We start from the raw sequence: 18,661 nt of genomic DNA, 5'->3' as shown, positions 1-18,661 counted from the left end.
GGTCCGCGCGACCGCGGCGGCGAGCCACGCGCCGGGCATGCGCGCCCTCTCAGTCGTGGGCGGCGGTGCGCACACCGCGGTTCGACCGGCCGTCGCACCGCCCTCCGACTACACGATCCGACCGGGCGACACCGTCTGGTCGATCGCCGCGGGCCACGGCGTCACCGCCGCCGACCTGCTCGCATGGAACGGCCTGGGCTGGCGATCGGTGATCTTCCCCGGCCAGACACTGCGCGTCTCCCCCGCATCCGCACCGCCGGCCGCGGTGCCGGCTCCCGTGCCTCCCGCCGCTCCCGCACAGACGGCCGCGCACACGGTCGTGCGTGGAGACACCGTGTTCGCCATCGCGAAGAGGTACGGCACCACGGTCTCGGCGATCATGTCGCTCAACGGCCTCGGCGGCTCCGCGATGATCACGCCCGGTCAGACGCTGCGCATCGCGGCCGTCGCGGCACCGGCGGCCGCGCCCGTCTCGGCAGCCGCACCCACCGCCCCTCCTGCCGCCGCAGCGCCGGACTCGCACACCGTCACCGCGGGAGACACGCTCTTCGGGATCGCCCGGAAGTACGGCACGAGCGTGGCCGGGCTGCTGCAGGCGAACGGACTCGGCGAGGGCAGCATCATCTACCCGGGCCAGGCTCTTCGGCTGACAGTCCCGGCCCCCGCATCGGCGGCGACGACCGGGCAGCGCTCGGCAGCGCTGGATGCCGAGCAGACCGCTCATGCGGCGCACATCGTGCGGATCGGACGTGAGCTCGGCGTGCCGGATCGCGGCATCGCCATCGCGCTCGCCACTGCGATGGTCGAGTCGTCGATGCGCAACCTCGACCACGGCGACCGCGACTCGCTCGGCCTGTTCCAGCAGCGTCCGAGCCAGGGCTGGGGCGCGCCGGAGCAGGCGATGGATGCCGACCGCAGCATCCGGGTGTTCTACGGCGGCCCCGCCGATCCGAACGGCGCGACGACCCGAGGGCTGCTCGACATCACCGGGTGGCAGGACATGCCGTTCACCGCCGCCGCGCAGGCCGTGCAGGTGTCGGCCTACCCCGATCGCTACGGAACGTGGGAGCTCCAGGCGCACCAGTGGCTCGCCGCACTGCGATGACGCGCCCATCGTCACCGGATCGAAACCCGCCCGCGGTGCGCCGTTGCCCGTTCACCCAGCCTGTTCTTCATAGACTCGACCTGTGAACACTCCGCAGGCCGACCCGCTCATCGGGCGGCTTGTCGACGGCAGGTATCGTGTTCGCGCGCGGATCGCTCGCGGCGGCATGGCCACCGTCTACGTCGCCACCGACATGCGCCTCGAGCGGCGGATCGCCCTCAAGGTGATGCATGCGCATCTCAGCGACGACTCGGCGTTCCAGAGCCGTTTCATCCAGGAGGCCAGAGCCGCGGCCCGGCTCGCCGATCCGCACGTGGTGAACGTGTTCGACCAGGGGCAGGACGGCGAACTCGCGTACCTGGTGATGGAGTACCTTCCCGGTATCACCCTGCGCGAGCTGATGCGCGAGCAGAAGCGGCTCACCATCACGCAGACGATCACGATCATGGACGCGATCCTCTCGGGTCTCGCGGCCGCGCACGCCGCCGGGATCGTGCACCGCGACGTGAAGCCCGAGAACGTTCTGCTGGCCGAGGACGGCCGGATCAAGATCGGCGACTTCGGCCTCGCCAGGGCGACGACCGCGAACACGGCCACCGGCGCCCAGCTGCTCGGCACGATCGCCTATCTCGCGCCGGAACTCGTCACCCGCGGTACGGCCGACGCCCGCAGCGACATCTACGCCCTCGGCATCATGCTGTACGAGATGCTCGTCGGCGAGCAGCCGTACAAGGGCGAGCAGCCGATGCAGATCGCCTTCCAGCACGCCACCGAGCAGGTGCCGCGACCGAGCGCACGCAACCCCTCGGTTCCCGAACCCCTCGACGAGCTCGTGCTCTGGGCCACCGAGAAGTCGCCCGACGATCGCCCTCTCGACGCGAAGGCGATGCTCACGCGCCTGCGGGAGATCGAGCGCGAGATCGGCGTCTCGCCCGCGCCCACCGCGACCGACGCGCCCGCGCGCGAGTACGATTCCGGGTCGGTCACGAAGATCCTGCCCGCCACCGCCCTGCTGCCGAGCCCTGCCGAGGAAGCCGGTGAGTCGGTCGACAACGCCACCCGGTTGCGTCGCCGGACGGCGCGTCGACGTTCCACCGGGGCGGCGCTGCTCACGGTGGTGCTGCTTCTCGCGGTGCTCGCCGGCGGCATCGGCTGGTGGTTCGGGTCGGGCCCGGGCTCGCTCATCCCCGTCCCGGCGGTCGCGGGCATGACTTATGAGGATGCCGCCGCCTCGGTCACGTCGGAGGGCCTGATCCCTGAGAGGGCTGAGCAGTCATCTATCGACGTCGACCCCGGAATGATCATCGAATCGGCACCAGGCGAGGGCGAGCGGGTCGAGAAGGACAGCACGGTGACGCTCGTCGTGTCCACCGGCCCCGCGAAGCACGAGCTGCCGGTGCTGCGCGGCAAGAGCGCCGACGAGGTGCGCAGCATCCTCGCCGAGAACCGCGTCAACGTCTCGGACGATGTCGAGGAGTACTTCGACGAGCTCGACACGGGTCTCGTCCTGAACGTGCGCGTCACCCCGCGCGACGATGGGGAGGCGTACGGCTGCGCCGACGGCTGCGAGGTGTTCGAAGACGACACGGCGCTCATCCAGCTCTCGCTCGGCCCCGTGCCCGACGTCACCGGGCGACCGGTCGACGAGGCGGTGCGCCTGCTCGAGGAAGCCCGTCTGAAGGTCGCGGACGAGCGACCGGAGGACTGGAGCGAGTCGGTCGCCAAGGGGTCCGTCATCGCGCAGAGCGCCGAGCGTCCGGAGGGCGGGCCGTGGCGCCCGGGCGACACGGTGACGCTGACCGTGTCGAAGGGTCCGCAGCCGCTGCCCATCCCCGACGTCAAGGGCAAGACCGTCCGGCAGGCGGTCGATGCGCTCAAGGGCGCCGGATTCAAGGTGAATCCCACCATCGAGGACATCGGGCTGCCGCTCGGCGGCAAGTACTGGGACGTCTACAAGGTGTGCAGCTACGACCCGACCGGCAGCGCCGCCCGAGGCACGACGGTGACCCTCACCCCGGGCTTCTTCTGCTGATTCGGCATCCGCCGACATGAGAAGAGCGGCCGCCCGGTGTTCCGGGCGGCCGCTCTCGTCTGCACGGGCGAGGGCTCAGCGCTTCTCGAGCTCCTCCGCGACGAGGAACGCGAGCTCGAGGCTCTGCATGTGGTTCAGACGGGGGTCGCACAGGCTCTCGTAGCGGGTCGCGAGGCCGGCCTCGTCGATCTGCTCCGAGCCGCCGAGGCACTCGGTGACGTCGTCACCGGTGAGCTCGACGTGGATGCCGCCGGGGAACGTGCCCGCCGCTCGGTGCGCCTCGAAGAATCCGCGGACCTCGTCGACGACGTCGTCGAAGCGCCGCGTCTTGTAGCCGCTCGGCGTGGTGATGCCGTTGCCGTGCATGGGGTCGGTGACCCAGAGCGGCGTGGCGCCGGAGTCCTTGACCGCCTCGAGCAGCGGCGGAAGGGCATCCCGGATCTTCCCCGACCCCATCCGCGTGATGAAGGTGAGCCGCCCCGGCTCGCGGTTCGGGTCGAGCTTGTCGATCAGCGCGAGCGCGGTCTCGGGGGTCGTGGTCGGACCGAGTTTGACGCCGATGGGGTTGCGGATGCGGGAGAAGTAGTCGACGTGCGCGCCGTCGAGCTCGCGCGTGCGCTCCCCGACCCAGAGGAAGTGCGCCGAGGTGTTGTACGGGGTTCCCGTGCGCGAGTCGATGCGGGTCATCGGGCTCTCGTAGTCCATCAGCAGACCCTCGTGGCCCGTGAAGAACTCGACGCGCTTGAGCTCTTCGAAGTCGGCGCCGGCCGCCTCCATGAACTTGATGGCGCGATCGATCTCAGCCGCCATGCGCTCGTAGCGCTGGTTGGCGGGGTTCTGCGCGAAGCCCTTGTTCCACGAGTGCACCTCGCGCAGGTCGGCGAAACCGCCCTGCGTGAAGGCGCGGATGAGGTTCAGGGTCGAGGCGGCCATGTGGTAGCCCTGCAGCAGGCGCCCCGGGTCGGCTGTGCGCGACTTCTCGGTGAAGTCGAAGCCGTTGACGATGTCGCCGCGGTAGGCCGGCAGTGTGACGTCGCCGCGGGTCTCGCTGTCGCTCGAGCGCGGTTTGGCGAACTGACCTGCCATGCGGCCCATCTTCACCACCGGCATCGACGCGCCGTACGTGAGCACGACCGCCATCTGCAGCACCGTCTTGATCCGGTTGCGGATCTGGTCGGCCGTGGCGCCGGCGAAGGTCTCGGCGCAGTCACCGCCCTGCAGCAGGAAGGCATTCCCGGATGCCGCGCGGGCGAGCCGTGAGCGGAGGTTGTCGACCTCACCCGCGAACACGAGCGGCGGAAGCGCAGCCAGCTGCGTGGACACCTCGTCGACGCGCTCGGCGTCGGGCCACTGCGGCTGCTGCTTGATGGGAAGGGATCGCCACGCGTCGAGTTCAGGGTGCGAGGGAAGCATGTGCCCAAGCTTAGTGTCCGCTGACAGGGCCGATCGGCCCTGTGACGAGGGCCCGGCGACGGGTTGGTCTGACGGGCGGGTCAGGGGGGCCGCGGAAGGGCTCGGGTCTGCCGGGTGGGTCAGGGGCGTCCGGGCGCCCCGGCCGGCAGACGGTCCTTCACGGTGGAGGCGTACACGTCGTCGTAGCGCTGCGCTCCGAGGCGCTGCAGCGCGATCATGATCTCGTCGGTGACGGCTCGGAGGATGTACCGGTCGTTCTCCATGCCCTCGTAGCGCGAGAAGTCCAGCGGCTCGCCGATCACGATGCCGACGCGCATGATGTTCGGGATGCGCCGACCGATCGGCATAGCCGTGTCGGTGTCGACCATGACCACCGGGATGACCGGGACCTTCGCCTCGAGCGCCATGCGCGCAATCCCCGTACGCCCGCGGTACAGCCGCCCGTCGGGGCTGCGCGTGCCCTCGGGATAGATCCCGAGCAGGTCGCCGCGCCCGAGGATCTGCAGGCCGGTGTTCAGAGACGCCTCGGATGCCTTCCCGCCGGAGCGGTCGATGGGAATCTGGCCGGTGCCCTTCATGAAGATCCTGGTCGCCCAGCCCTTCGGCCCCCGGCCGGTGAAGTAGTCGCTCTTGGCCAGGAACGACATGGGCCGGTCGATGAGCAGCGGAAGGAAGATCGAGTCGGCGAACGACAGATGATTGCTCGCCAGAATGGCCGCACCGCTGGTGGGGACGTTGTCGCGCCCCACGATCCAGGGTCGGAAGATCGCTTTGACCAGCGGACCGATCGCGATGTACTTCATCAGCCAGTAGAACATCGTGGGAAGTCTAGCGCCGCGGCGACATCGCGACCGAGTTTCTTGCGAGTTGCGACTGGGTCTCATGCCATAGACTTCTAGGACACCCGTCCGATCGGTGCCGAAGGAGCTGCCGTGGCCCAGTTCGAAGTCCCCGCAATCGTCCCTGCCGACCCGGAGGGGAACGTCAGCGATCTGCTCGCCGAGAGGGTCAGGAAGACCCCCGACCTCGCACTGTTCAGCGTGCCCGAGGGCGAAGGATGGCGCGACATCTCCGCGAAGGACTTCGAGACCGCGGTCATCGCCCTCGCCAAGGGGTTCGTCGCCGCCGGCATCCAGCCCGGTGAGAAGGTCGGCTTCATCGCCAAGACGACCTACGACTGGACTCTCATCGACTTCGCGCTGTTCTACGCCGGCGCTGTGATGGTGCCGATCTACGAGACGAGCTCGCCCGCCCAGATCCAGTGGATCATGGAGGACTCCGGAGCGACCGCGCTGATCGTCGAGTCCGCCGAGCACTTCACCCGCGCCGACGAGGTGCGCGGCGACCTGCCGCTCGTGCGCGAGATCTGGCAGCTGCACCTCGGAGCGATCGACACCCTCACCGCGCGCGGGGCCGAGGTCGATGACGCCGAGATCGAGCGCCGCCGCGGCATCGCCGTGGGCTCCGACATCGCCACGCTGATCTACACCTCGGGCTCGACCGGACGCCCGAAGGGCTGCGTGCTGACGCACAGCAACTTCGTCGAGCTGTCACGCAACTCCGCTAAGGCCCTCGACGAGGTGGTCTCGGCACCGGGTGCCTCGACCCTGCTGTTCATCACGACTGCGCACGTGTTCGCCCGGTTCATCTCGATCCTGGCCGTGCACTCGGGTGTGCGCACCGGACACCAGCCCGATACGAAGCAGCTGCTCCCCGCGCTCGGCTCGTTCAAGCCGACCTTCCTGCTCGCGGTGCCCCGCGTGTTCGAGAAGGTGTACAACTCCGCCGAGCAGAAGGCAGAGGCCGGGGGCAAGGGCAAGATCTTCCGCGCCGCGGCCGCAGCGGCCATCGAGCACTCCACCCTTCGCGAGGAGGGCAAGCCGATCCCGTTCGGCCTGCGGATGAAGTTCGCGCTGTTCAACAAGCTCGTCTACGGCAAGCTGCGCGAGGCCATGGGCGGCAACGTCTCGTACGCCGTGTCCGGCTCCGCGCCTCTCGGCGCCCGCCTCGGTCACTTCTTCCACAGCCTCGGTGTCGTGATCCTGGAGGGCTACGGCCTGACCGAGACGACAGCTCCGGCGACGGTCAACCTGGCGCACAAGTCGAAGATCGGCACGGTCGGCCCCGCCCTTCCCGGTGTGGGCGTGCGCCTGGCCGACGACGGCGAGATCGAGGTCAGGGGTGTCAACGTCTTCAAGGAGTACTGGAACAACCCCGAGGCCACGGAGGCAGCCTTCGACGACGGCTGGTTCCGCACCGGCGACATCGGCAGCTTCGACTCCGAGGGCTTCCTCACGATCACCGGCCGCAAGAAGGAGATCATCGTCACAGCGGGCGGCAAGAACGTCGCCCCGGCGCTGCTCGAGGACCCGATCCGCTCCAACCCGATCGTCAGCCAGGTCGTCGTCCTCGGCGATCAGAAGCCGTTCATCTCGGCCCTGGTCACGCTCGACAGCGAGATGCTGCCGACGTGGCTGGCGAACAACGGGCTTCCCGCCGACATGTCGCTGAGCGAGGCGAGCCGCAATGCGGCGGTGCGCGAGGAGGTGCAGCGCGCGGTCGACCGCGCGAACAAGATGGTCTCCCGCGCCGAGTCGATCCGCAAGTTCACGATCCTCCCGGTGGAGTGGACCGAGGCGAGCGGCCACCTGACCCCGAAGATGTCGATCAAGCGCAACGTCATCCTCGATGACTTCGCCGACGCGGTCACCGAGATCTACGACGTTCCGGTGCAGACGACCACCACGCCGCTCGGCTGAGCGAACGCGAAGGGCCCGCGCACCGCGCGGGCCCTTCGTCGTACCAGGACGACGTCTCGGCCTCCCCGGGCGCCCCGAGGGCGCCCCGGATCAGAACCAGTCGCTCTCGCGGACCTGTCGCATGGCCAGCTTGCGGGTCTCGCCCTCCAGACGGCTCAGGTAGACGCGCCCGTCGAGGTGGTCGGTCTCGTGCTGCAGTGCCTGCGCGAGCAGACCATCGCCTTCGAGCACGACCGGGGCGCCGTCGAGGTCGATGCCCTCGACCCGCGCCCACGGGTGCCGCGGGGTGTCGTGCCACAGACCGGGCACCGACAGGCATCCCTCCCCCGTCGGCGCAGCCTCGCCGCGCACCTCGGTGAGCACGGGGTTGATGATGTACCCGATCTCACCGTCGATGTTGTAGCTGAAGGCGCGCAGGGCGAAGCCGATCTGGTTGGCGGCCACTCCGGCGCGACCGGGCAGTCCGACCGTGTCGATCAGATCGGCGATGAGTGCGCGCACCCCGTCGTCGATCTCGCCGATCGGTTCGCATACGGTGCGCAGCACGGGGTCGCCGTAGAGGCGGATCTCGCGGACCGTCATCAGGCGGCCTTCGCCCGCAGGCCCTCGACGAGGGCCGCGGCGATCTCGCGGGCAGCCCGCCGGGTGGCCGGCTGCAGACTGCCGAAGTCGATCGCGCCTCCCCCGGCGATCTGCGGGTCGTACGGGATGCGGAGCACGTGCTTCGCGCGGGTCGAGAAGTGCGCCTCGAGCTCGCTCAGACGCACCAGCGGCGCGCCGGGGTTCGACTGGTTCAGCACGACGATCGCCTCGCGGGCGAGCGCGGAGTGTCCGTTCGACTCGAGCCAGGTGATCGTCTCGGATGCCAGTCGCGCCTCGTCCACGCTCAGCCCCGACACGATGATGAGCTGGTCGGCGAGATCGAGGGTGGCACCCATCACGGAGTGCACGATGCCCGTGCCGGAGTCGGTGAGCACCAGCGAGTAGTACTGCGCGGCGACCGTCGCCACGTCGCGGTAGTCGCCGTCGCCGAACGCCTCGGACACGCGCGGATCGGCGTCGGATGCGAGCACGTCGAGACGGGTCTCGTCGCGGGCCACGAATGCCGAGACGTCGTGGTACCCGCGGATGTCGTGCTGTGCGCGCACGAGGTCGCGCACCGACCGGGTGTGCGATCCGACCACCCGCTCGGCAAGAGTGCCGCGATCGGGATTGGCGTCGACGGCGATGACACGGTCGTCGCGCGCGTCTGCGAGGGCCATGCCCAGCAGTGCGGTGACCGTGGTCTTGCCCACGCCGCCCTTGCGAGAGAGCACCGGCACGAATCGCGCTGTGCCGGCGAGCGGGGCGGCGATGCGCGCGCTGAGCTGCTTGCGCTCGCGCGCCTTGCGGCCGTCGCCGACGTTGATGCGGCCGCCCGTGATCGAGTAGATCAGATGGCTCCACGTGCCCTCGGGCTCGGGCTTGGTCATGCGGGCAGGGTCCAGCAGCCGGTCTGCGGTCAGCAGGTCGGCGCTCTCGCTGGTCGCGGCGGATCCGAGGTCGTCGAGTCGCTTCGAGGTCAGGGCGATCTCGGCAGGCTGCGGGACTGACGGCCGGGACTCGCGGGCAGGGTCGTGGGATGCCACAGGATCGGTCTCCTCTGCGGGTTCGGAAGGTCGTGGCAGGTCGAGCATCATGGTTGTGTGCTCTGGGACCTGAGTGCGGTCGACGTGATCCCGACCTCCCTGTTCGTCGACGTCGTCGACGAGCCCGTCGTCGTCGGCGGCGTCATCGTCGTCGGTGTCGTGGACGTGGTCGGTCTCTACGCCGTCGAGGTCATCATCAACGTCGTCGTCATCGTCGTCGTCGTCGTCGTCGTCATCGTCGTCGTCGTCATCATCGTCGTCATCGTCGTCATCATCGTCGTCATCGTCGTCATCGTCGTCGTCATCGTCGTCGTCATCGTCATCATCGATCTCGATGAGGGTCACGTGCGAATCGACAGCATCGGATGCTCCCCCGGACCCGGCATCCGATCCGGTCTCCACCGCCGTCTCAGCGGTGTGCTCGTCGACGGCCTCGTCGTCGGATGCGGTGAGTTCGGGGTCGGCCTCGTCGGCGTGGCCGACCTCGTCGATGATCTCCGCGACGACCGCGGGCTCGTCGTGCAGCTCGTCCGGTGCCGGCCGGCCGCTCCCGTCCGCGCCGTTCGATGCCTCCGGGCGGCTGCTCGGAAGGTCCTCGGCCGGCAGCTCGATGACCACGTCGGGCGCTTCCTGCTGGATCCGCGCGAGCACCTCGGCGTCGGCGACAGCTGACGTGTCGATGATGAGGTCGGTGATCACCGCGGCGACCTCGCCGTCGACGATCTCGTCATCGACGGCCTCGTCATCGGCTTCGTCGTCATACCCGCCGCTCGGGAGGATGACCTCGACGTGCGCGGTGCTGCCGACCAGGCCGATACCCGTCGTGTCCGATGACGGGGTCTCGTCGAGGACGCCCCTCGAATCGTCATCCTCGGGATCGACGCTCTTCTTCGGGTTCACGGTTCACTCCCAGCTCGCGCCCTTGTAGGCGCCCGACAAGGTTAGTGCTCCCGCCTGATCACGAGCAAAAGGACGGCCCGGCGCAAACGCACCGCGCGACGCTGAGCGCCGCCCGAGGGAGCGCACGGTAACGTGTAGGACGTGCACGTACTCAGCGTCAGCTCCCTCAAGGGAGGCGTCGGCAAGACGACCGTGACTCTCGGTCTCGCTTCCGCCGCCTTCGCCCGCGGCATCCGAACCCTGGTCGTCGACCTCGATCCGCAGTCCGACGTGTCCACCGGCATGGACCTCCAGATCGCCGGACGGCTGAACATCGCCGACGTCCTGGGCAATCCCAAGGAGAAGGTGGTGCGCCAGGCGATCACCACCAGCGGGTGGGCGAAGGTGCACCCCGGCACGATCGATGTGCTCATCGGCAGCCCCTCGGCCATCAACTTCGACGGCCCGCACCCGAGCGTCCGCGACGTCTGGAAGCTGGAGGAGGCGCTGGCGACCGTCGAGAGCGAGTACGACCTCGTGCTGATCGATTGCGCCCCGTCGCTGAACGCCCTCACCCGCACCGCCTGGGCCGCCAGCGACCGCGTGATGGTCGTCACCGAACCCGGGCTCTTCTCGGTCGCCGCCGCCGACCGCGCGCTGCGCGCCATCGAGGAGATCCGTCGCGGTCTCTCTCCCCGCCTTCAGCCGCTGGGGATCGTCGTGAACCGCGTGCGCCCCCAGTCGATCGAGCACCAGTTCCGCATCAAAGAGCTGCGAGACATGTTCGGTCCCCTCGTGCTGTCCCCGCAGCTGCCCGAGCGCACGTCGCTGCAGCAGGCACAGGGAGCAGCGAAGCCACTTCACATCTGGCCGGGAGACTCCGCGCAGGAGCTCGCCGCCGACTTCGACGCGCTGCTCGATCGCATCATCCGCACCGGTCGGGTGCCTGTGCCCGAAGGTGGCACGACGGACTGAGACCCGCGTCCGAGCAGAGAAGCCGCCCCTCGGGGCGGCTTTCTTCGTCTGCAGCCGACGGTGCCCACGGGTTGGTGAGCCTGTCGAAGCCGGGTCCCTGAGCCTGTCGCTTGTACTGAGCGAGCGCAGCGAGTCGAAGTGAAGGATCAGGCAGTGCGCTTGGAGCGGCGTGCGGCGAGCTCGTCGACGGGGTCGGGCACCGTGGGGTCGAACTCGACGAGCGTCGACTCCACCTCGCGCAGGACCTTGCCGACGGCGATGCCGAACACACCCTGTCCGCGGCTGACGAGGTCGATGACCTCGTCGTTCGACGTGCACAGGTAGACCGACGCGCCGTCGCTCATCAGCGTGGTCCCGGCGAGATCCCGGATGCCCGCGGCGCGGAGCTGCTCGACCGCGGTGCGGATCTGCTGCAACGAGATGCCGGTGTCGAGCAGTCGCTTGACGAGCTTGAGGACGAGGATGTCGCGGAACCCGTACAGGCGCTGCGAACCGGAGCCGGACGCGCCGCGCACGGTCGGGACGACCAGCTCGGTGCGCGCCCAGTAGTCGAGCTGACGGTACGTGATGCCGGCAGCGCGAGCGGCGACCGCACCGCGGTATCCGACTTCATCGTCCATCGCCGGCAGACCGTCGGTGAACAGGAGTTCGGTCACGAACCGCGGGTCGCCTGAAAGCCCATCCGCACTCATACTCTGTCCCTCCTGAACGGCCTATTCCCCACGGTAGAGCAGGACCCCTGCCCCGGCAATGACATCCGACCCGCGGGGAAGGTGTGTCGCAATCCGTTCGTTACGAAAGCACGCGCTCGAGCGATTGGGCCACGAGCTGGCGCCGCACCTCGTCGATGTGCGCGGCGAGTTCAGGGGCGAGTTCCGCTGCTCTTCCCCGCGATGCGGAGTCGGTGCGGCGGAGCAGTGTCGACAGAGCCGATTCGATCAGCGCGGCCTCGCGCTCCGCGTTCTGCCGCAAGGTGCGCAGGTGCCGCGGCTCGATGCCGTGCCGCGCGAGCGTCACCAGGCCGGACAGCATCGACGCGGACTGATCGGTGTAGTGCTCCGCCGCTGCGATCAATCCGGCGCTGATCGCGTCGTTGAGCAGCTGCGGTGTCGCACCGGTGTGCAGCAGCAGCTCATCGCGCCGACGACGCCGCGCCGGCGGCGAGATCGACGGAGGAGCGATGCTGCCCCATCCTTCGCCCTTCGCCTCGGCTTCGTCGAGCTGCTCGCGGATCACGCTGAGCGGCAGGTAGTGATCCCGCTGCAGGGTCAGCCCGGCGCGCAGACGCTCGACATCGGAACCGGAGAACTTGCGGTAGCCGGACTCCGTACGTGACGGGGTGACGATGCCCTGCACTTCGAGGAAGCGAAGCTTGCTCGAGGTGAGCTGCGGGAACTCGGGGGTGAGCCGAGCAAGGACCTGACCGATGCTCAGAAGACCCGCGGATGCGGAGCGGTCCCTGGCGGCGCCAGCCGCCGCCATCAGGCAGTCGCCGTCGCGAGATCGATCGGCGACGCGAAGAAGTTCATCCGGAACTTGCCGATGCGCAGCTCGTAGCCGTTGGCCAGCTCACTGCGGTCGACCCGCTCTCCGTTCACGTAGGTGCCGTTCAGCGAGCGCTGATCGACGATCTCGAACGCCGTACCGGAGCGGGTGATCTCGGCGTGACGACGCGAGACGGTGACGTCGTCGAAGAAGATGTCCGCTTCGGGATGCCGGCCCACGGTCGTGACGTCGGCGTCGAGCAGGTAGCGCGCACCCGCCAGTGCACCCGCACGCACGAGCAGCAGCGCGGAGCCGGATGGCAACGCGGAGATCGCGGCCGCCTCGGGCTCGGTGAGGTCGGCTCCGAAGGGCACGAAGGAGAGATCGGAGTCGTGTCCGAACGTCTGTGTCACGTCGTGGCGCTTCTCGCCGCCGCTGCGGTGGATCGCGCCTCCGGCGCCGATGCTGTCGTCTGTCACGGTTCTCCCTCCTCCGGCCTTCCAGACTATCTGATGCGCGGGCCGGGGAGGAGGCTCGATACAGGCCCGCCCGCCACTTTCTGTCGGGTCCCGCGCCCGCTCCCCCCATCGGGCAGGGATTAGGCTGTGGGCATGCCACATTACGATGTCGTCATCCTCGGCGCGGGCCCTGGCGGATACGTCGCCGCCGTCCGCAGCTCCCAGCTCGGCCTGTCCACCGCGATCATCGAGGAGAAGTACTGGGGCGGTGTGTGTCTGAACGTCGGATGCATCCCCTCGAAGTCGCTGCTCAAGAACGCAGAGGTCGCTCACACGTTCACGCACAAGGCCGACTTCTTCGGAATCTCGGGCGACGTGAGCTTCGACTTCGGTGCGGCGTTCGACCGCAGCCGCAAGGTGGCGGAGACGCACGTCAAGGGCATCCACTTCCTGATGAAGAAGAACAAGGTGACCGAGTACGAGGGTCGCGGCACCTTCACCGGCCCGAAGGCGATCACCGTCGCGAAGAGCGACGGCTCGTCCGAGGAGCTCACCTTCGACAACGCGATCATCGCGACCGGGTCGACCGTCCGGCTGCTGCCCGGCGTGCAGCTCAGCGACAACGTCGTGACCTACGAGGAGCAGATCCTCTCGCGCGATCTCCCCGAGTCGATCGTCATCGTCGGCGCCGGCGCCATCGGCATGGAGTTCGGCTACGTCATGACGAACTACGGCGTGAAGGTCACCATCATCGAGTTCCTCGACCGCGCTCTCCCCAACGAGGACCCCGAGGTCTCGAAGGAGATCCAGAGGCAGTACAAGAAACTCGGCGTCGACATCCTCACTTCGACCGCCGTGAAGACGGTCACCGACAACGGCTCCTCGGTGCAGGTCACCTACGAGACCCGCGACGGCCAGCCGGGCGAGATCACCGCGGGCAAGGTGCTCATGTCGGTCGGCTTCGCTCCGAACATCGAGGGCTTCGGACTCGACAAGGCCGGTGTGAAGCTCACCGAGCGCGGCGCGATCGACATCGACGACCACATGCGCACCAACGTCGAGGGCATCTATGCGATCGGCGACGTCACTGCGAAGCTGCAGTTGGCCCACGTTGCGGAGGCGCAGGCCGTCGTGGCGGCTGAGACCATCGGCAAGGCCGAGACCCAGACCCTGGGCGATTACCGCATGATGCCCCGTGCCACGTTCTGCCAGCCGCAGGTCGCCAGCTTCGGCCTCACCGAGGAGCAGGCCAAGGCCGAGGGCCGTGAGATCAAGGTCGCCAAGTTCCCGTTCAGCGCGAACGGCAAGGCCAACGGTCTGGGCGAGCCCGTCGGCTTCGTCAAGCTGATCGCCGACGCCGAGCACCTGGAGCTCATCGGCGGTCACCTGATCGGCCCCGACGTGTCCGAGCTGCTGCCCGAGCTGACCCTCGCGCAGAAGTGGGACCTCACCGCTCTCGAGGCCGCACGCAACGTGCACACTCACCCGACGCTGTCCGAGGCACTGCAGGAGGCCTTCCACGGTCTCGCCGGTCACATGATCAACATGTGACACCTTCTTCTGCATCCGGCGGCGGCCATCAGTACAGGTGCCCGGCGTGCACCAGCAGGACGCGCGCCGGGAAACGCCGTTGCACGCGCCACTCCGGCGGCGCGACCTCGGCCAGCTCGGCTGCGGTGTACGACCGGCGGATGCTGAGCAGCCCGTCCTCGCGGATGAACGAGCCCTTCAGCAGGGTGCCCGCGATCAGCCGGGTGAGCGCGTCGAAGACGGCGTACGCGGTGCGGCTTCGGGCGATGTCGCCGTGCACGGCGATCCCCCCGGGCGCGGTGAGGCGCACGGAGTCGTCGAGGAGGCCGGTCAGCTGCGGCGCGCTGAGGTGATGCAGCACGTGATTGGAGAGCACGACGTCGAACTGCTCTCCCTCCGCCACGAGCTGCGAGCTCGACGCGCAGCGCCACCGCACGAGGCCGTCGTCATCGGCACCCGACGCCCACCGGACCGCCCGCGGGTCGATGTCGGCGCCGACCACCTCGGCGCGGATGCCGTCTCTGCGCAGCCGGCGGGCGACGTACCGGGCGATGTCACCGCCCCCGCAGCCGATGTCGAGCACCCGGATGCTGCCGTGCCGGGCGCGCGGGTCGATCTCGCGGTTGTGCAGGCCCCGTCGCCCCGACAGGATCGCGTTGACGTACGTGAAGAGCGCATACGTGCGCGCGAGCATCTCCGGGTCGGCGTCGTCGGCATCCATCCGCTCGGGCAGATCGACGGCGCGTCGGCGCAGATCGACCGCGCGAGCGCGCTCAGCCTTCATCGTCGCGCCCCGCCACGGTGAGCAGCGCACTCTCGGCGGTGAGGCCGGGTCCGAACGCCATCGCGGCGACGCGCTCGCCCGGCCGCGGCGACTCGTGCTCGAGGATGCGCTGCAGCACGAACAGCACGGTCGCGCTCGACATGTTGCCGCGGGTGCGCAGGACCTCTCGCGCCGGCGCCAGCTGCCCGTCGTCGAGCGCGAGACTCTCCTGCACGCGGTCGAGGATGCTGCGCCCGCCGGGGTGGATCGCCCAGTGCCGGACGACCTCGCCGATCCGGCGCCGGCGGAGCCCGTCGGCGATATCGTCGTCACCCTGCCACAGCGCCCCCAGCGCGTCGTCGATGTGCGCGCCGATCAGCTGCGGCACCCGTGTGGAGAGCACCATCTCGAATCCCGTGTCGCCGATCGTCCACGCCATGTCCTCCTCCCCGTCGGGGATGAGTGCGGTGTGGAAGGCGTCGATGCGGAACCCCGGCGCGTCGGTGGGCAGACGGCGAGCGGTGACGAGTGCGGCGCCCGCGCCGTCGGCGAACAGCGACGAGGCGATGATCGCGTCGGGGTCGACCGATGAGCGCAGATGCAGGGTGCACAGCTCGACGCTCGCCACCAGGACGACGGCGTCGGGGTCGGCTCGGCAGAACTGGGCGGCGGCGCGCAGCGCCGGAAGCGCGGCGTAGCAGCCCATGAATCCCAGGTGGTAGCGCTGCACGGCGGCGGAGAGGCCCAGGGCGCGGACGATGGCGTAGTCGGGGCCCGGGGCGTGGAAGCCGGTGCACGAGACGGTGACGACGTGCGTGATGTCGGATGCCGAGATGTCGGGGTCGGCGGTGATGCTGCGCCGGGCGACCTCGATGAAGAGCCGGTCGGCCTCTCTGGCGTAGATGTCGTTGCGCACGGCCGTACCGGGCTCGAGCAGTGCGCCGGTGGTGCGATCGAGGAACTGCGGCGCGTCGCTCACCGCAGTCGGGTCGAGCTCGTCGAGCACCGTGTGCCGGGTCTGCACCCCGGCGCCGTCGAACGAGGTGGCGATCAGTCGCTGGGCGAGCCGGGAGAGGCCGGGCTGCGCGGCGAACATGTCACGGGCCGTGTGCTGTTCGAGCGTCGCTTCGGGGACCAGCGTCTGGATGGAGCGCAGCTGCACGGCATGGTTCATGGTGCGACTCAAGCACGTCAGACGCGGCGGATGAAAGGGGTTGCGTCGTCGACGCTCCCCGGTCAGTGTCCGAGCGCTCTGGCGAGTTTCGACCCCGACGACGGCTCGCGACCGCCGACCGCGAACACCGCCCGTTCGACGGCGGTGAAGAAGGCCTCCTGCTGAGCGGAGTCGGTGGGAGCGGCGGGTCCGAGCTCCATCTCCCACTCGCGCCACTCGCGGCGTGTGCCGGTGCGCAGGTCCGTCGCACGCACGTGGTCGTCGACGAACTCGGCGATCACGCCGTCGGCGCCCATCAGGTGGAACGCGGTGCGGGAGTTCTCGATGCGCGCGAGCGGATGCAGCTCGGCATCCGTCCACTGAGCGACGGTCTCGGCGACCGCGTCGGGCAGCCGATCGGTCTCACCGAGCGGCCAGCCCAGTTCGAGCCGGCCGTCACCCTGCCGGGGTCCTTTGATGTGCCAGCCGGCATCGGGTCCGCCGGTGCGCCGGCGCAGGGCGACGCCGTGGCGTGCGAGCGCGGCGTCCACCGTGTCGAAGTAGCGCGCGTCGAGTTCTCTCAGCTCGCCATCACTCACCGCGACGACCCCGGGGATCCCCGACCAGTCGGGAAGACGCGTGTCGGCATCCGCGTCGTACTTGCGCTCGATCTCGAACGAGCGCTGCGGTTCTGCACGCACGTGCGCCGCGCGGTCAGTCGTCGCCGGGGCTGATGTCGTCGCCCGACTCGACGAACCAGAAGCCGGTCTCGGTCGGACCGTCGTGCTCGCCGGTGTTCGACGCGTCGCCCTCGCGCCGGTAGATGAGCTGGGTCTCGCTGTAGGGCAGGATCAGGGAATCCTGATCCGCGTCATCGAGCGGGATGATCTGCCCGTCGAGCGGGCCGCCGTGAAGTCGTGCGATTGCCATGTGCTCACCCTATCCCCACCCGCCGACGGCGCGGCCGAGGCGCTCAGGCGAGCCCGATAGCCAGGGCCGCGCCGAAGATCATCCACGGCCCGAATGCGATCCGCGTGTGCCGGGTGGCCCGCCGAAGCACCATCAGCACCAGGGCGTGCAGAGCGCCGAGCAGGAATGCCGCGGCGGCGCCGAGCAGGAGGATCTGCCAGCCGTGCCAGGCGAGCACCAGCCCGATCACGGCCGCGAGCTTCACATCCCCGCCGCCCATGCCCCGTCGAGATGCGAGCCGCAGCACGGCGAAGAACGCGCCGAGCGCGAGGGCTCCGAGCAGGGATCGTGTCAGCCGTCCCACGTCGCCCGTCGCGAGCGCCTCGACGACCACGAGCAGGATCAGGACCCCCAGCGTGGGCAGCACGATGCGGTTCGGCAGCCGGTGCGTGCGCGCATCGATCGCGATGAGCCGCGCGCCGACCGCCGCGAGCGCGAGGTGCACGATCAGCACGGCGACGGAGTGTGGTGTCACGTTCGCAGGCTAGGCGAAAAGCGTCGAGCGCCGGAGGCGCCTGTGGAGAACTCCGGTCGTCGGGGCGTCAGGGCGTCGAGACGGCGCGGCACGGCGATGTCGGATGTCCGAATTAGTCTCGCATGACGACTTGAAGTGTTCGAAGATCTATTCGAGGATGGATGCATGGGGATCAGAACGACCGCGGCACTCTCCCCCGCCGATGAACGGGCGGGGGACATTCTGCGCCTGCGCCGCGAGATCGGTCGCATGCAGCGCCGTCGCAGCGACGACGCGCATCTGCCGATGCCACCCGCGCTGCGGGATCTGCTGCCCCAGGGCGGGCTGCTGACCGGCACCGTGTACTCGATCTCGCCCTCGCCGAGCCTGATCTTCGCGCTGATGAGCGCGCTCTCGCAGCGCGGCGGCTGGTGCGCGGCGGTCGGCATGCCCACGCTCGGCCTCGAGGCGGCGACCGCCTTCGGCGTCGACCTGTCGCGGCTGATCCTCGTGCCCGAGCCGGGTGAGCGCTGGCTCGCGGTCGTCTCGGCCCTGGCCGAGGTGGTGCCGCTGATCGCGATGAACCCCGCCTCTCGCGTGCAGGATGCCGATGCCGCACGCCTCGCGGCACGGCTGCGCGACCGCGGCTGCACGCTGCTCACCACCTCCCCCTGGCCGCAGGGCGAGGGACTGATCACGCTGCACGACCCGCACTGGGAAGGGCTCGGCGAGGGATGGGGGCTGCTCTCGGATCGCACGGTCACGGTCACCGCGCAGACCCGCTCCACGCCGGTGCCGAAGAGCCTGCGGGTGCGACTGCCCGATGATCTCGGCCGCATCGACGTCGCCGCCGAGCCCGTGCTCGACCCGCGTGAGTCGCTGCCGACCCACCCGAGCTGGGCGGTGGCGTCATGAGCGCGGCCGCGTCCTCGCCGAGCGAGGTGATGCGCGTGCACGTGCTGTGGTTCCCCGACTGGCCGCTGCGGGCCGCGCTCGGCGCCGCACCCCCGTATCCGCCCACCGCTCTCGTGCGCGCCGGCGTCGTGTCGGCCTGCACC

At 69.5% G+C, this 18,661-nt stretch carries 18 protein-coding genes; 6 read left to right on the top strand and 12 right to left on the bottom strand.

Annotation, left to right across the window (positions count from 1 at the left end):
• Together RT309_RS07115 and pknB are read left to right on the top strand one after the other, a co-directional pair.
• On the top strand, positions 1-1,105 hold a 1,105-nt coding region (locus RT309_RS07115; protein ID WP_313356175.1), incomplete at its 5' end, for a LysM peptidoglycan-binding domain-containing protein.
• Between the two features lie 82 nt (positions 1,106-1,187).
• A complete protein-coding gene (gene pknB / locus RT309_RS07110) occupies positions 1,188-3,137 on the top strand; it encodes a Stk1 family PASTA domain-containing Ser/Thr kinase (RefSeq protein WP_313356174.1) in 1,950 nt (649 codons plus the stop codon).
• A gap of 75 nt (positions 3,138-3,212) precedes the next feature.
• Here the strand turns inward: pknB and RT309_RS07105 are convergent, their stop codons facing one another.
• A complete protein-coding gene (locus RT309_RS07105) occupies positions 3,213-4,550 on the bottom strand; it encodes a class II 3-deoxy-7-phosphoheptulonate synthase (protein ID WP_313356173.1) in 1,338 nt (445 codons plus the stop codon).
• Between the two features lie 119 nt (positions 4,551-4,669).
• On the bottom strand, positions 4,670-5,368 hold the full coding sequence (locus RT309_RS07100) for a lysophospholipid acyltransferase family protein (RefSeq protein WP_313356172.1): 699 nt from the start codon (positions 5,366-5,368) through the stop codon (positions 4,670-4,672).
• Positions 5,369-5,482: 114 nt separating this feature from the next.
• Between RT309_RS07100 and RT309_RS07095 the strand changes: the two genes are divergently transcribed.
• Entirely contained in the window at positions 5,483-7,309 is a 1,827-nt protein-coding gene (locus RT309_RS07095) for a long-chain fatty acid--CoA ligase (protein WP_313356171.1), read from the top strand.
• Positions 7,310-7,399: 90 nt separating this feature from the next.
• Here RT309_RS07095 and def read toward each other — a convergent pair whose 3' ends face one another.
• A complete protein-coding gene (gene def, locus RT309_RS07090; protein WP_313356170.1) occupies positions 7,400-7,891 on the bottom strand; it encodes a peptide deformylase in 492 nt (163 codons plus the stop codon).
• Positions 7,891-9,837, bottom strand: a complete 1,947-nt coding sequence (locus tag RT309_RS07085) for a MinD/ParA family protein (protein WP_313356169.1) — start codon at positions 9,835-9,837, stop codon at positions 7,891-7,893. The genes def and RT309_RS07085 overlap by 1 nt, the downstream gene beginning before the upstream one ends.
• Positions 9,838-9,978: 141 nt before the next feature.
• Between RT309_RS07085 and RT309_RS07080 the strand changes: the two genes are divergently transcribed.
• A complete protein-coding gene (locus RT309_RS07080; protein ID WP_313356168.1) occupies positions 9,979-10,791 on the top strand; it encodes a ParA family protein in 813 nt (270 codons plus the stop codon).
• Positions 10,792-10,937: 146 nt separating this feature from the next.
• Here RT309_RS07080 and RT309_RS07075 read toward each other — a convergent pair whose 3' ends face one another.
• From RT309_RS07075 to RT309_RS07065, 3 genes are all read right to left on the bottom strand, one after another.
• Complete coding sequence (locus RT309_RS07075) at positions 10,938-11,483, bottom strand: MerR family transcriptional regulator (RefSeq protein WP_313356167.1); 546 nt, start codon at positions 11,481-11,483, stop codon at positions 10,938-10,940.
• A gap of 100 nt (positions 11,484-11,583) precedes the next feature.
• Positions 11,584-12,273: a MerR family transcriptional regulator gene (locus RT309_RS07070; RefSeq protein ID WP_313356166.1), complete on the bottom strand. Its 690-nt coding sequence runs from the start codon at positions 12,271-12,273 to the stop codon at positions 11,584-11,586.
• Positions 12,273-12,755: an FHA domain-containing protein gene (locus tag RT309_RS07065; protein ID WP_313356165.1), complete on the bottom strand. Its 483-nt coding sequence runs from the start codon at positions 12,753-12,755 to the stop codon at positions 12,273-12,275. Before RT309_RS07065 ends, RT309_RS07070 begins: the two co-directional genes overlap by 1 nt.
• 132 nt (positions 12,756-12,887) lie before the next feature.
• Between RT309_RS07065 and lpdA the strand changes: the two genes are divergently transcribed.
• Positions 12,888-14,285 carry a dihydrolipoyl dehydrogenase gene (lpdA, locus tag RT309_RS07060; RefSeq protein ID WP_313356164.1) on the top strand — a complete coding sequence of 466 codons (1,398 nt, stop codon included), beginning with the start codon at positions 12,888-12,890 and terminating at the stop codon, positions 14,283-14,285.
• A 28-nt stretch (positions 14,286-14,313) separates the two neighbouring features.
• Here the strand turns inward: lpdA and RT309_RS07055 are convergent, their stop codons facing one another.
• The 5 genes from RT309_RS07055 to RT309_RS07035 form a co-directional block, all read right to left on the bottom strand.
• Positions 14,314-15,048 carry a methyltransferase domain-containing protein gene (locus RT309_RS07055; protein WP_313356163.1) on the bottom strand — a complete coding sequence of 245 codons (735 nt, stop codon included), beginning with the start codon at positions 15,046-15,048 and terminating at the stop codon, positions 14,314-14,316.
• The gene (locus RT309_RS07050; protein WP_313356162.1) at positions 15,038-16,201 is read right to left on the bottom strand and encodes a type III polyketide synthase; all 1,164 of its coding nucleotides are present in this window, start codon (positions 16,199-16,201) and stop codon (positions 15,038-15,040) included. Before RT309_RS07050 ends, RT309_RS07055 begins: the two co-directional genes overlap by 11 nt.
• Before the next feature lie 62 nt (positions 16,202-16,263).
• Positions 16,264-16,881 carry a CYTH domain-containing protein gene (locus RT309_RS07045; protein WP_313356161.1) on the bottom strand — a complete coding sequence of 206 codons (618 nt, stop codon included), beginning with the start codon at positions 16,879-16,881 and terminating at the stop codon, positions 16,264-16,266.
• Between the two features lie 13 nt (positions 16,882-16,894).
• The gene (locus RT309_RS07040) at positions 16,895-17,110 is read right to left on the bottom strand and encodes a response regulator (RefSeq protein WP_313356160.1); all 216 of its coding nucleotides are present in this window, start codon (positions 17,108-17,110) and stop codon (positions 16,895-16,897) included.
• Positions 17,111-17,153: 43 nt separating this feature from the next.
• A complete protein-coding gene (locus RT309_RS07035; RefSeq protein ID WP_313356159.1) occupies positions 17,154-17,624 on the bottom strand; it encodes an A24 family peptidase in 471 nt (156 codons plus the stop codon).
• Between the two features lie 165 nt (positions 17,625-17,789).
• Between RT309_RS07035 and RT309_RS07030 the strand changes: the two genes are divergently transcribed.
• Positions 17,790-18,518 carry a hypothetical protein gene (locus tag RT309_RS07030; RefSeq protein ID WP_313356158.1) on the top strand — a complete coding sequence of 243 codons (729 nt, stop codon included), beginning with the start codon at positions 17,790-17,792 and terminating at the stop codon, positions 18,516-18,518.
• Positions 18,519-18,661: the final 143 nt, after the last annotated feature.

This window comes from Microbacterium sp., assembly GCF_032084865.1.
Taxonomy (GTDB): Bacteria; Actinomycetota; Actinomycetes; order Actinomycetales; family Microbacteriaceae; genus Microbacterium.
Note: the sequence above shows the minus strand (reverse complement) of the source record. Positions and strands in the feature narration are given on the sequence as shown.

Bases quoted from the DNA above. Each gene is read 5' to 3' on its own strand.
- RT309_RS07105 (WP_313356173.1), bottom strand. From the start codon at position 4,550: ATGCTTCCCTCGCACCCTGAACTCGACGCGTGGCGATCCCTTCCCATC.
- RT309_RS07100 (WP_313356172.1), bottom strand. From the start codon at position 5,368: ATGTTCTACTGGCTGATGAAGTACATCGCGATCGGTCCGCTGGTCAAA.
- def (WP_313356170.1), bottom strand. From the start codon at position 7,891: ATGACGGTCCGCGAGATCCGCCTCTACGGCGACCCCGTGCTGCGCACC.
- RT309_RS07075 (WP_313356167.1), bottom strand. From the start codon at position 11,483: ATGAGTGCGGATGGGCTTTCAGGCGACCCGCGGTTCGTGACCGAACTC.
- RT309_RS07070 (WP_313356166.1), bottom strand. From the start codon at position 12,273: ATGGCGGCGGCTGGCGCCGCCAGGGACCGCTCCGCATCCGCGGGTCTT.
- lpdA (WP_313356164.1), top strand. From the start codon at position 12,888: ATGCCACATTACGATGTCGTCATCCTCGGCGCGGGCCCTGGCGGATAC.
- RT309_RS07055 (WP_313356163.1), bottom strand. From the start codon at position 15,048: ATGAAGGCTGAGCGCGCTCGCGCGGTCGATCTGCGCCGACGCGCCGTC.
- RT309_RS07050 (WP_313356162.1), bottom strand. From the start codon at position 16,201: ATGAACCATGCCGTGCAGCTGCGCTCCATCCAGACGCTGGTCCCCGAA.
- RT309_RS07040 (WP_313356160.1), bottom strand. From the start codon at position 17,110: ATGGCAATCGCACGACTTCACGGCGGCCCGCTCGACGGGCAGATCATC.
- RT309_RS07030 (WP_313356158.1), top strand. From the start codon at position 17,790: ATGGGGATCAGAACGACCGCGGCACTCTCCCCCGCCGATGAACGGGCG.